We start from the raw sequence: 12,679 nt of genomic DNA, 5'->3' as shown, positions 1-12,679 counted from the left end.
TCCTATTCTGGTAATTCACTTAAATTTTCAAGTATGTTACCTTCTTCTGGCAAACTGAAAATATCCACAGGTTCAATTTTTTCCAACCGAATACTTTTCAACTCACTCGCTAAAATCTTCTCATCGTCAACTATTAGATAATTGCCTTCGATCGGAAAATATTTTTTGAGTGCGCTATTTCGTGTCTCGTTTTGTTCGCCCGACTGAAATTCACAACTGATTTGCACACCGTCAACTTTTGTAAAAATCATTTCATAATCATAGACCGATAATACAGGTTCTTCGCTTTGGTCAACAACTTCATCCATAATTTCTTTTGGTGGGAAGATTGGTTGATTATATGGCGCATCTTTACTATCGACCACTGTTGGTTTAAACAACCAAGGAAACAGCTTAGCCACTAGTCCTTTTGAGGATCTCACGTTGGAACTCATTTCTGGAAATTGAGTTGCTTCTGTATTGAACTGGCGATTAATTTCCGTATAAATTCTTGCGCCATCAATTTCTTCTCCTGCTTCTAACAGTTGCTTTTGTAATTCATCTAACAACTGTATTTCGCTTGCACTTGGATCAATATAAACTTCCTGAAACTCATACTCTTTTAACTCTTCCATGTCTTGCACAAAGACTGTTAATTTGGTAATTCCGCTAAGCTTCTTTTGTAACTCAACGAGTGACTGTTGTGCCTCATACGCACCATACGTCCCTCGTAAAAAACGATACTTTCGATAAAGTTTCTTCTCTACCTCTCGAAATTGAAATGAATATTTTTTATTCAAACACTTTTTCCTCCTACATTTTTATTTGACGATTACTAAACCATTGTTGCCAACGATCTTGAATTACTTCCCAATTGCTCATCACTATTGGAGTGATTAGGATTACTATTGCAAACGCAAGTACAAAGAGCCACAAACGCCCTGTTTGGTTTTCTTGATTCACCTATATCACCTCACCTGTGAGATTGCCTGACCACCGGTTGCCATATACACAGTAGGCATCGGCAAAAAGACAACTTCATAACTACCAATAATTTCATAAGAAACTGTATCGCCAAAACTTACTTTTTCACCTACTTGTGGACTCTTGACACTATATCGACCTTGAAAATACTCTTTTGAGTACGTTTCAATTTCTTCCATTGCTTCTTGCGTTAAACCGCCACGCCGCTCAATACGATAATTGACTTGTTGTCGAAACGTATTCACATCCTGTATTTGATAACAAAAAATCGCTACACTTAGAATAAAACACGTAAGGATCAATCCAAGTAAATAGCGAAAGATTTCACTGACTGGTTGTTCTAACATTTTAGATCACCCCTCCCGATTGAAAATATGTGATACAGCCAATAAAACTAAAATCATCAACAAAACACCTGTACTACGAAAAAAATAAAAACTCACACCCATCACAACAAGAAATAATACAAATACCAATAAAACTCGCCACAATGGATACTCCTCAGATTCTTGATTCACGTAAATCCCCCTCAAAAATAAAATCCGACTTGCCCAATTTGATAGATAAACAAAGCAAGTGCAAAACCGACAATCAGTACCACAATACTAGTCATCATTTTCGTAAATAATAATTGGAATCGTTTGACTTTCAACGAAATAATTTGATCAATTCCTTGCATCATTTCTTGACTTGCTAGTTGTCCGAGCCGATCAATCACTTGTAAGTTAATCGCTCCTTGTTCCAGATCATAGAGTGTTGACATAAACAAAATACTCATCTCACTTCCAGAGACAGCTTTTGCATAATCTTCATAAGGCTTTATGCTGTTTGGAAAATCAGAAATATCTTTCATTAATGCCATCAATAATTTCTGATCGACTTCGTAGGATAAACGAGGAACAACACGGCTAAAAATTTTATACAGATTAATCCCAGATTCTGCTTGTTTTAAGAGAGGAATCAATAGTCGAGCAAATTTTGCAAATTGCATTTGTCGTTCAAAGCGAAATTGCATGTACACTCGTTTGACCGTTTGTAGTTGGTTTCTATATAGTATCAAGCCTAGCACTAACCCAACAGGCGCTAACCGCAAATCTATAAAGTAACCTAGAGGCAAACATAACCCCGTCAGTAATATAATCCGTTGGATATTTTTCTTTTGCCACTTCGATATCGCACGGGTGCTATTATGCATTTCTCTTAATTGTTGCACGATGTCATTAGGCAATAACCGAACAAAAAAAGAAGGTTTTACATCGATTGAAATTTGCTTCTCTATACTTAGACTCATTTTGTTCGAACACCTACTTCCATCACAGAATCATCAAAATAATTTTTCAAAAATCGGTTAATGATTAGAAAGTAAATTGGTACATAGATTCCAGTAGTGACATAGCCAATAATGCTTCTTGCAAAGCCATCAATATACATTTCAAAACTGTTTCCCATGACATAAGACGATAGGTGAAACATACCAATCAAACCAATAATCATCGTTGACATCAGCTTCACACCTCGCAAATAGTCATCTTTTGCCGCAAAAAATAACTTGCGCTTTTGAAGCATATCGTTGTGGTGTTTGGTCAAATCTTGCATGGACGATACATTATGCTTGCCTTCATGAATTGTCGTTTCCAATTGTTCCAGATATTGGCAAAACAAGACATCTTCGTCGTATTTTTCATTCAGCTTTGCCATTGTCTCAATCACTAATTCCATATCTGCACCAATCATTAACGAGGCAACTAATTCTGCCATATCGGTTTGAAGTTCACCACGCATACGTGGCAAGATATGCTCAATCGATCGTATTACTGTTTTACTTGGATCTGCCATAACTTGCGTCATCGTGTTCATAAAATGATTGCGAGCAGATAAAGCTTCTGTTTCATAACGTCTTTGTACAATCTTAGGCAAGATTTTACGATACCCATACCAAGCACCAAAAGCCATTCCAATTAACACAACCCACCAAAGATATGTTAATAATCCCAGCATGACTCCTATCACTAGAGCTGGCATAGCAATCAGTCGCATCACTTCTTTTCGCTGCATTCCATTTCCATACGCCGCACTTAGCGCATAAAGTTCCTCTAAATCTAAGTAGTTCTTTTTCTGTGTTTCAATCTGACTAATTTTCATAACGCTTCACCACATCTTTGATAACCGCTGTTAACTCCGCAGATTTTTGAATCTCTTCATCCTGCATTTCTGGAAATTCAAACGACAAGAATTTTTCTGCCATTCGTTCCTGAAATTTTTCCGATAAAACACCTGTCGTTACATAAAAATGCCCATGAGCAAATGTTTGTTTAAAAATAGACCGTGACCCATCAGGAGAAAACTCAACGATCTCAGACAAATAACGAACGACTTTGAATATGTTCTTTTCTTTGTCTACTGTTAATCGAAGCGTTTTAATATGAATGCCAAAATCAAAATAACTCAACACGTCTTCGGTTACCGCATCCTCATTAATGGCATATTTTGAATTACACATATTAACTAACCGCCTAGGAATCGACCATGCATCTGTCGCATGAATTGTTGTGACAATTTTATGATCTGTCAACGCCGCCTGAATCATCTCATAGGCTTCTGCTCCTCGAGTCTCAGAAACATTCACATATTTGGGATAAAACCGCAAACTCGCTTTCACCAAATCCTCAATTGATTTTTCTTGTGAAGTAACCCACGCGAAAACATCATGTTCAGGTAAAAGCTCCTTTATATGCGTTTCTTGAACATCCTCGATCACAATCTGTCGTGTTTCCTTTGGAATAAATGAGAGAAGTAATTTTAGCAGCTCTGTTTTACCTGAACCTGTTTCTCCTGCAATTGTCATACACACGCCTGCTTTCATAACCACTTTAAAGAAGTCAAGAACAAACTCAGGGGCAAAGTCAATAAAATGTTCTTCTGTTAAAGCTAATCTTGGTCTTACAACCCTTAATGAAGTTGTTGTTCCATTCGGGCTTAAGCTTTTATCAACGGCACTTAAACGTAAGTGATTAAACACTCCATCCAGAATCGGTCTTGACGGATTAAATGCTTTGCCTTCTGAATTTGCAAAACGATTAATGATCCGCAATACTGCTCCTTCAGGATCATTTAGTTCCAAATCCTCTTTTGAAAAAATTTTGTACGAATCACTGCCTTGAACAGTCAAAAATGTACCATTCCAGCCAATATCAGTAACAGTATCATCTAAGAGAATCTTTTCAATGAATCCAGTACCTACAATTTCTTGTGCAACATATTCCGCAATTTCTTTGCCATGCATGCTTAACCGCTGTTCTTTTTTTACTATTTCCAACAATTCATTTCTCGCATCCTTATTAACAGCCGCATCTAAAATAAGTTTTGTATGGTGCTTGACTAAATCCTCACGTATACTTATCAATTGCTCGTCAGAAATCCTTCGCTTAAAATCTTTCTTGCTTACTGTTTCATCTTTTTTTGGCAAAAAGCCATTCGCCTGAACATCAATCACTTTACTCGTGATTGCATCTTGAACAGGCTCCATCTTCTTAACAATTTTTTTCACTGTCGTAGACTTTTCATTAACATTATCTTTCCCAGCTTCAGTAACTTTTAATGCCAACTTATTAGCCCTCCTCCTTGTCGTTTGTTGACGTGCTTAATATACAAGTCGCCTGTTCAACAGAGTGTCCATCATTTACGTACACACGAATCGCTTTGATTCCTTTCTCATTCGTTGACATCAAATAATCAAAATCAATTGTTATGGTACGATTACGATAAGTACCTTGTTTTTTTATTGATTGTTCAAACTCTTTCTCAAAATTTTCCTTGTCTAAATAAAATTCTCCCTGTTTTACTCGTGCAGAATCATCTCGATTCGCAAGAGCTGTTGCTCGTAACGTTTCCGTTAAAGTAAGGGACTCAACATCTGTTTGATAGTTGCCTAAAACAAAGATAACGAGACCTGCAACAACCAAAAAGATAAGAGACATCAAAGCAACTTTTCTAGGTATTCCTGATAACATTTGCCACCTCCTATATAACAAGCAAAAGGCAAGGGGTATCCCTTACCTTTGCCTTTTCCACTGTTTAGTTAGGCACTGTAATTCCGTTGATATAGTTCTGCATTTGTCCAAAAACACTATCCATCAATTCTGGAAAGAACAGCAGAGCTGCACCAATGACTAGTGAACACAATGCAATCACGCCCAAGGTTGCCCAAAAGCGATCTGTATTCAATTCTAAATTCATTCAAATTCCACCTTTTTCTAGTTATTTTTATTGTGCATTTTCAGGTCGTTCGGCTGTTTCTTTTCTTAACAACGCTTCTTTTTCATTGATCAACGGATAGACTTCCTGATCGAAAATCCGCCGTACTCGTCGATCAATGACAGACGCTGCTAGTGGTTCCGTCACCGACTCCAACTCTTTGTTTCTTCGATTGCGGCTAAATGCTTTCAATTCATCTAACTTTTGATCAATCCATTCAAATGGTACATTTTCAGCTTCCATTTTTTTGACAAACGATTCTGAGCAAGTTGAAAACAACTCTTGCCAAATTTCTTCATAAATACTTTCAATATTCATGGTAGTTCCTCCATTTCCCTAAGAACAAAAAAAGGAAGATCGCTCTTCCTTATGTCCTTAGTTAGGCACTGTAATTCCGTTGATATAGTCCTGCATTTGTCCAAACACACTATCCATCAATTCTGGAAAGAACAACAACGCTGCACCAATGATTAGCGAACACAATGCGATCACGCCCAAGGTTGCCCAAAAGCGGTCTGTATTTAGTTCTAGGTTCATCTATCCTCACCTCCCCTCGATAAAAAATAATTCTACTTAGAGAACAACAACTGCCGCAGTGATTTGAAGAAAGTCGCAAACACAGTGATTAATCCTGTTAGAAAAACCACTACCGATTGAACAAGATCGTTTTCTAGAGCAATTTGTTTGAATGACAGATTTTGAGAAAAATCGCCAGACATCAAATTTTGAGAAAGTCCGTCCATAAAGGAAAAAGGAATCTTAAATAAATGACGAGCCAGCAATATGCCTAAACTAACAAGAAACAAAAAACGAACGAAGCGCCAAAAAGCAGCACGACTTCGAGCAAACTCGCCGTAAATGGAATAAGCATGTGTACCATACACAAAATCATCCCCCCTTCAACCAAGCGATTTCGTCATCCGACCATCCATCTGGTGCGTCGGTTTCTGGAAAGACTGGTGTTAACAACAACTCGTCTAACTCTTTTGTGTCGCTATCCATTGTTGCGTACATATACGCAAAGACATCGACAGTTTTTGTCATTTCTAATTGGATATGATTCTTCCCTACGATATCGGATTCAATTGTTACATTGTAACTTCCGAGTTCAAGCCAAATCGGCAAATAGAAGTTACGACCACCATCAAGTAATTCATGATTGGCTCTAGTCACCTGATTCTCTGTGAAGAGATTTCCTGTTATTCTCTCAACACGTATTTCTGGAAATTCATAAATGAAGGAACTATCCGCTCGACTATCTCCTGAACGAGTTAGCGCCCATGTTTGATCAAGAGGAATAGTTACTTCATTTCCTCTTGCGGCAAAAACTTCGTGTATTTGACTATCAACTAACTCTTGCGGTACGTTTACTCGAAGATCAAAAGCTTCCAAGGAGTCGTGAACTTGACTAGAAAAGTGTGGCGCTAAGTCAATCGCGAAACCATAGCCTGTTTTAGAACGGATAGTTGGATCAAAACCAAAACGAATGGTCTCATTGAATTCTTGAACTGCTTCTTCGTTACGCAAGCGTAGTGTACGAGCCACCGCTTCATAATCTACTGCATCATTAACTACATCCTGATTGGTCAAGACCTTTTCAGTAGCTGTATAACCGTGAGTCGCTACATCTTTGGTGTCCGTGACAAATTTGTTCTTGTCAGGATTATCCACTACCTTGATTGTCACCAGATAATCAATTTTTTCTGCTTTTTCAGCTGCATCCGTTGGTAGCAATAGCTCCAAAACATCGGCTTCATCTTTCACAGTCAGTTCTTGTTCATACACCACACGATTTGTTGCTTCTTCGATAATTTCGATAACATAACGCAGTTTCGACAAATCCTCTTCGTATTCTGCTTCTTTTGTTAAAACTAATCGCGTTGGTAGTCCACCATCCTTTTCTGCTTTAGAAGTATCAATTTGAATGGATTCGACATTTACTTCCAGCAATGGAATATGATACGGAATCACAAAGTATAGATCACGACCATTTACTACACCTGAGTGAGTAACAGTTGATTTGTACCGATTGCCCTCGTCATCTTCTAAATCATTGAATGGCTCATATGAGTACGACTCCCCATCGAATTTCTGTTCGACTACTTTTCGGAGCAATTCTTCACTGTATTTGTCAATATGATCAACAATAATCTCTCTTCGAAATAATTGTGTTGTCACCTCTTCTGACACTTTCGGTTTATCATCCACGCTTACACGAACGATATTACGAAAAATCACATGATCGGACTCAATAAGTTTTTCCAACTCTTTTGCATCCTTTGCCTTCACTTCAACTTCGATCCGATAATCCGTATCATAGAAGCGTGCTGTTTTTAGCACAGCTGGTTTCGCAACAAAATGAATTTTGTCCTTTGTCGAATAATCGTCAAAATATAATGAGACATCTCTGTCTTCTTGATCAAGGATTCGATAGTTCACAACTTCAAGACCAGCTGGCAAATCATCTCTGATTTCATACGAGCGATAGTAAAATTCATCTAATTCATCAGGTACTTTATGAATTAAGAGATACGTAAAGGAATCATGAATTGATTCAAGAACTGAGCTGGTTTTCAAACCATCATCCGATTGGATATATTTTTCAGGTTCAATCGTGGCAGTACGAGCAAGTTTTTTACCAGTAAATCCAAAGAACTCACCGCCTCTTTCATGAATATTCGGTTCTCCTATTGACAAGTGACTAGGTAAATTCTTGAGATTCCAATCAAATTCGACAAAACTTGTGTCTTTGTACAAAAACGTGAATTGCGCCCACAAGTCGCTAGGATCAGCATTTACACGAAACGGATCATAAACAGTTAAAGAACCATCACTCTCTTTTTTGACACTAATATTACTGTCTTCTGTTACGTAAATCGTTCCTAAATGAGGGACAGTATTTTTGTCGAAAGTCACTCCTTGATGAAAATCGATATCCGTAATAGTCATATATCCGCTCAGCTTCACAGGTTGTCCTGTTTGAGCATCGATAAATTCCCATCGCTGTTTAACGTAACGATAACTTTGTTGGATATGAGCGATTGCACCAGTCGTATAAAAAATATAACCATAGTTATTCGCTCCTTTCTCCCAATCAGTAACCGTGATTTTTAGATCAATTACCCGACCATTGTTCATTCCAACGTTATGATAGATTACGCCAAGATTTCCTTTTCCACTATCATTTGTAGGCAAGTGTCCCAAAATACCTGTAGCACCACCATAGCTATATGACCAACTATCCCAGCGACCCCCGAACGTGGAAACTGTCGTTACCCCATCGATCCATCGTGCAATAAAGGAATAATCGCCACTGATTTCTGTTTCATCATTCACAATTTCACCATATTCAGAACTTCCTAAATTACCGACTCCCCATGTATTTACATTTCTAGAAGCATCAGCAGTTGTAGTTTTAACAAGCAACAGAACAAGTAACAATCCTATCGAAGCAAAAAAATGCACACTTACTTTTTTAAACAATGTTTTCACATCCTCTCTTTCTTTTTTATGAAAATAGCTTAGGCGGCGAACGTATACTCATCCAAAAACTTCCTTTTGTCATTTATTTTTTACCCACTCTACACAGCGTAACAATTGATTTCTTGTCATGTGTCGACCATACATTTTGATATTTGATCCTTGACTTTGTTTAGGAAAAAAAGTGATTTTATAAAAGTCGTAATAATACACATTTTTCTTCGCACAGCCTTCAATAATCAATGACGTGATTCTCGAAAGCTGTTTTTCATAGCAAACGGGCGTGTAGGGTTTAAACTTCATGTTCTTGTTGCCAGTCTTTTTTTGTAGCTCACAGAATTTCTCGTACTCCTCTTTTGAAGGACTAGATACATAACACATAAAGCCTTTTTCTTTTAAATGATCCACTAGACGAATTGATTTCATAAATTCACCTTGCTTGTAGTCCAATATAAAAAGACCCAAAATCTCGTTCAAAACGCAATATGAGCGCTTGTAACAACCATTCTTGGGTCTTTTTAGACGTAGTAATATTCAGTTCATCGTATCCCGTTGCTGGGTTCGTGCGTTCATCAAATTTTTTTATCGCAATATATTTCTCACGATCCATAATAAACGTACGATCTTCTGCTTCAAATTTTGTTTCTTTCATTAAAGTGTGATTTTTGATTTCGTTTAAGTAAAAGTCAATAAAGTCAGTCTTTGACACTTCTCGTTGATTAGCATCAAATAAATCAGTACGATTGACACCAAATCGATGAACATTCTCGAACAAGAATGCACGATCAGGCTTCTTTCGATTGTCATTCACATAATTATACCAATCTTGTTCAGCAATTTTTTCTTCTTCCGTGAGTAAAAAAATCGATCTTGAACAATTTTGGTCATAATCAGGAATCATTTTTCTTAATACCTCGCCGATTGAGTCCATATAGCAGTCAACGTATTCCCGAAACTCCAAATTAAACACCTACTCGTTCTTTTTGTCTTCAAATTTCTCAACAGAGAAATCATCAAAAATTCTCGACACAGATTTCACCTCATTACATTAAAAATCGCTCAGTATACTTTGCATCAAGTCCCCACTTATCACTCCTCTTGCATACATGCCATACAAATGATTTTTAGCATAAACATAAGGTTCCATCGGGAAGAAAGGATTCCCATCAAAAATTCTTTTCAATTCACGCAAGCCATCTCTTGCCTGTAGCGATAACTCATATTTTTCTGGATTGCAGAATACTTCATTTAACCGATCCATGCATTTCCTCCTGCTTATTATTATTCGTACTCCATCTCGGCATAAATCACAATCTTCACGTTTTTTCTATTTTCATCAAAGAATCATATCCTCAATTCTTGTTGTTTGTGCTTCAATCATGTGTAAATGCTTGTCACTAAGTTCAGCTTCATCGATAATTTCTTGCACCTCATCTGTTTCTTCAATCTCATCTACTTCCATCAACATCTTCACTGTCGGGGCTACAGATCGTTTAAACCAGTTCTTCGAACGTTCATATAAAGCATCGTTGGGTTCTGTTACTAACTTTACTTTTTCAACACCACCCAAAAAATACGCCCACTTTTTATTTACAGACCAATATTTTCTTGAAACACCAGCTTTTCTATCTACAAAACATAGATAATCACTAAGAATACCAAGCAAAAATTCTGTTAAATCTCCTGTTTTCGTATATCCATGAATGGCTTGTTCCGCCCGTTCATCTTTAAAACGCAATTCATAGCGATTTTTAATCGGAACATCTTCCACAGCAACACCTAATTTTTTCGCTTGTTCAAAATTCTTTTGATAAAATGCCATATAAAGCTCACTTTTCTTAGACCCTAGATAGATCGTAACGCCTTCTCTTTTCTTTTTGGAGATTGATCCAGAACCATTAAAATCAAATCGTTCAAAACGTGAAATTAGCTCTTGCCGATTAATTTTATTTAATAAAGCAGGAATACTTAAATATTCTTTATAGTCATTGATTGCTAAATCAACTCGAGTAAATTTCGCTTTGTAGTCAAAACAAACGTGAAAAAAATCAAACCAAGTACGACTTTGCGCTTTCAGAAATGCTTCAAATTGTCGACAACCTTTCCCCGACAACTGAATCATCGTCCCTCGAGAATCACCTTTTTCAGAGTACAACACCATCAAATAATCCAACTGATAACCACCAACATAGCCATAGAGGTGACTAGTTATTTGCGCAAAAAACTCTTTTTTGATTTTCAAAACGTCATTAAAAATAATGTCAACATTGTGCGTCTGAAACGTTATCCGAATATAGTCAATAATACTCTCCAATGGCTCATGACGATTTTGTTCTGCAATATAATCATAGATTTCATTCATTTTGTTTTCTGACAATAAAGAAACACCTCTTTCGAGGTTCCCTATAGATTTTCGAGACAAACCAAACTTTTTAGCAAAATCATTTTGAGTCATTCTTAGCTTTTTTCTTGATGCTTGAATACTTTCACCAATTATTTTTAAATCAATAGTTTCCATCCTCGCTCCTTTCTATAGATTACTTCCCATTTTCGACATTTTTTTTAAACGCTATGGGAAGTAGAAAAAAAGCTTTATATCAATGCTCAATCACTACATTTTGTAATTATTGCATCTTCATTACCCCCCTGTTAGAATGCGGGGGTTATAAGGGCACACGGCGGTGCACAGCACCACCTATGCCCAGAAAAAGCCTATCAGCGCCTTACTGCTAACGCAGCGGCGCCTGCTAAGGCTGCACAGCAGCCTTGCCACGCCTTTTTTCTTTAATTAGATTAGCAATAATATTCTATTGTTCAATGGCAAAGTTCTTTTATCTACCTTAAGAATTTTTAATATAAAAATTTCCTGTTTAACATTCATTTTAAACAACTTAACAAACTTAAAATAACAAGAGAAAATTACAGCGCCCGTATATAAAAATTTTAATCTTTCAAAAATGTATAACTTGATATAAAATAAAAATAAAAATATTTTACTCAGACTTTTTAGGAGGGTATTTATCTAATGATGCCAACAAATCAATATACTCAAACTTATTTCAACTTAATAATTGATAGTCGTAGTGAAGCATGGGAATATGGTGTCCATACTATTGATAGAGATAGGTTTCTCGAATCAACTTATGGTAACAAATATGAAAGTGTTGATCCATCTCTCCACGGTAAAATCCTTGAAGAACTTATACAATATCCTTGCCTTTTCTTATACGAAGAACAAACAGTAAGACGAGAAAATATTTCTTCCATGGGATATATCGGTATCATAACTTCTTACAACATTAATTCTTCATCCATAACTATAAATTACGTAACAAAAGACGAATTATCGATGGAAGATATTTTAACTATTAAGGATAGTCTTCAGATAAATAGAAAAGGATTTGGTTTAAATAGAAGTCATTGGTCAGTAAAGGATGGAAATATTTTCAATATAATTGAAAGTTACAGGCCATTATTACAGAATAAATCAATAGCTACTAAACCAAGAGTCTTTTTCTCCTATAGTTGGGATAAAGCTGAAACAAAAGAAAAAGTAGATAAACTTGAAAGTACACTATCCAACCATGGGATAGAAGTAATTTATGACAAAAATAGCTTAAGACCGGGTCATAGTTTAAATTATTTCATGGAATGTATTCAACGTGATAAATTTGATAAAATTTATATTTTTTGTGATAGTTCCTATATAGATAAGGCGAACAATAGAACTGGTGGCGTTGGTAAAGAAGTATCTCTATTAAGTGATTATGTCTATAATCATCCAACTCAAACAAAAGTAATTCCTATATTTATTGAAGAAAATGTTAGTTCACCATTTTTCTTAACTGATACCTATCGTCTCAATCTACATCATAATAACTGGAATAATGATGTAGATAAAATTTTAGAAGATATATTTTACTAGTTACATGCTATTTTTTAATTATAAATTCCCCTCATCCCAATTTCATCTAATTGAAAT

The 12,679-nt window shown here is 36.3% G+C and carries 15 protein-coding genes; 1 reads left to right on the top strand and 14 read right to left on the bottom strand.

What is annotated here, in order from left to right; all coding sequences use genetic code 11:
* Positions 1 to 2: 2 nt before the first annotated feature.
* From IGI72_RS07935 to IGI72_RS07870, 14 genes are all read right to left on the bottom strand, one after another.
* A complete protein-coding gene (locus IGI72_RS07935; protein ID WP_438753792.1) occupies positions 3 to 779 on the bottom strand; it encodes a hypothetical protein in 777 nt (258 codons plus the stop codon).
* Positions 780 to 947: 168 nt separating this feature from the next.
* Entirely contained in the window at positions 948 to 1,310 is a 363-nt protein-coding gene (locus tag IGI72_RS07930) for a hypothetical protein (protein ID WP_016620378.1), read from the bottom strand.
* Positions 1,311 to 1,492: 182 nt separating this feature from the next.
* Entirely contained in the window at positions 1,493 to 2,254 is a 762-nt protein-coding gene (locus IGI72_RS07925; protein WP_438753790.1) for a hypothetical protein, read from the bottom strand.
* On the bottom strand, positions 2,251 to 3,105 hold the full coding sequence (locus IGI72_RS07920) for a hypothetical protein (protein WP_438753788.1): 855 nt from the start codon (positions 3,103 to 3,105) through the stop codon (positions 2,251 to 2,253). Before IGI72_RS07920 ends, IGI72_RS07925 begins: the two co-directional genes overlap by 4 nt.
* Positions 3,095 to 4,567, bottom strand: coding sequence for an ATPase, T2SS/T4P/T4SS family (locus IGI72_RS07915; protein WP_438753785.1), 1,473 nt, complete (start codon positions 4,565 to 4,567; stop codon positions 3,095 to 3,097). Before IGI72_RS07915 ends, IGI72_RS07920 begins: the two co-directional genes overlap by 11 nt.
* A gap of 4 nt (positions 4,568 to 4,571) precedes the next feature.
* Positions 4,572 to 4,973, bottom strand: a complete 402-nt coding sequence (locus tag IGI72_RS07910; RefSeq protein ID WP_016620383.1) for a hypothetical protein — start codon at positions 4,971 to 4,973, stop codon at positions 4,572 to 4,574.
* 64 nt (positions 4,974 to 5,037) lie between these two features.
* Positions 5,038 to 5,199: a hypothetical protein gene (locus tag IGI72_RS07905; RefSeq protein WP_016620384.1), complete on the bottom strand. Its 162-nt coding sequence runs from the start codon at positions 5,197 to 5,199 to the stop codon at positions 5,038 to 5,040.
* Between the two features lie 27 nt (positions 5,200 to 5,226).
* Positions 5,227 to 5,535, bottom strand: coding sequence for a hypothetical protein (locus IGI72_RS07900; RefSeq protein ID WP_016620385.1), 309 nt, complete (start codon positions 5,533 to 5,535; stop codon positions 5,227 to 5,229).
* 57 nt (positions 5,536 to 5,592) lie between these two features.
* Positions 5,593 to 5,754, bottom strand: coding sequence for a hypothetical protein (locus IGI72_RS07895; protein WP_438753781.1), 162 nt, complete (start codon positions 5,752 to 5,754; stop codon positions 5,593 to 5,595).
* 32 nt (positions 5,755 to 5,786) lie between these two features.
* Positions 5,787 to 6,101 carry a hypothetical protein gene (locus tag IGI72_RS07890; protein ID WP_016620387.1) on the bottom strand — a complete coding sequence of 105 codons (315 nt, stop codon included), beginning with the start codon at positions 6,099 to 6,101 and terminating at the stop codon, positions 5,787 to 5,789.
* A gap of 4 nt (positions 6,102 to 6,105) precedes the next feature.
* Positions 6,106 to 8,700, bottom strand: a complete 2,595-nt coding sequence (locus IGI72_RS07885; protein ID WP_438753779.1) for a hypothetical protein — start codon at positions 8,698 to 8,700, stop codon at positions 6,106 to 6,108.
* A 427-nt stretch (positions 8,701 to 9,127) separates the two neighbouring features.
* Positions 9,128 to 9,598 (bottom strand): hypothetical protein, encoded by a 471-nt coding sequence (locus tag IGI72_RS07880; protein WP_438753776.1) that lies wholly within the window; start codon positions 9,596 to 9,598, stop codon positions 9,128 to 9,130.
* Between the two features lie 147 nt (positions 9,599 to 9,745).
* On the bottom strand, positions 9,746 to 9,958 hold the full coding sequence (locus IGI72_RS07875; RefSeq protein WP_438753774.1) for a hypothetical protein: 213 nt from the start codon (positions 9,956 to 9,958) through the stop codon (positions 9,746 to 9,748).
* Positions 9,959 to 10,033: 75 nt separating this feature from the next.
* Positions 10,034 to 11,215 (bottom strand): replication initiation factor domain-containing protein, encoded by a 1,182-nt coding sequence (locus IGI72_RS07870; protein ID WP_438753771.1) that lies wholly within the window; start codon positions 11,213 to 11,215, stop codon positions 10,034 to 10,036.
* Between the two features lie 507 nt (positions 11,216 to 11,722).
* Between IGI72_RS07870 and IGI72_RS07865 the strand changes: the two genes are divergently transcribed.
* Complete coding sequence (locus tag IGI72_RS07865; protein ID WP_270288204.1) at positions 11,723 to 12,622, top strand: toll/interleukin-1 receptor domain-containing protein; 900 nt, start codon at positions 11,723 to 11,725, stop codon at positions 12,620 to 12,622.
* The last annotated feature ends 57 nt before the right edge of the window (positions 12,623 to 12,679 follow it).

This window comes from Enterococcus sp. DIV1059_2 (genome assembly GCF_051713685.1).
Classification (GTDB): Bacteria; Bacillota; Bacilli; order Lactobacillales; family Enterococcaceae; genus Enterococcus_D; species Enterococcus_D casseliflavus.
Note: the sequence above shows the minus strand (reverse complement) of the source record. Positions and strands in the feature narration are given on the sequence as shown.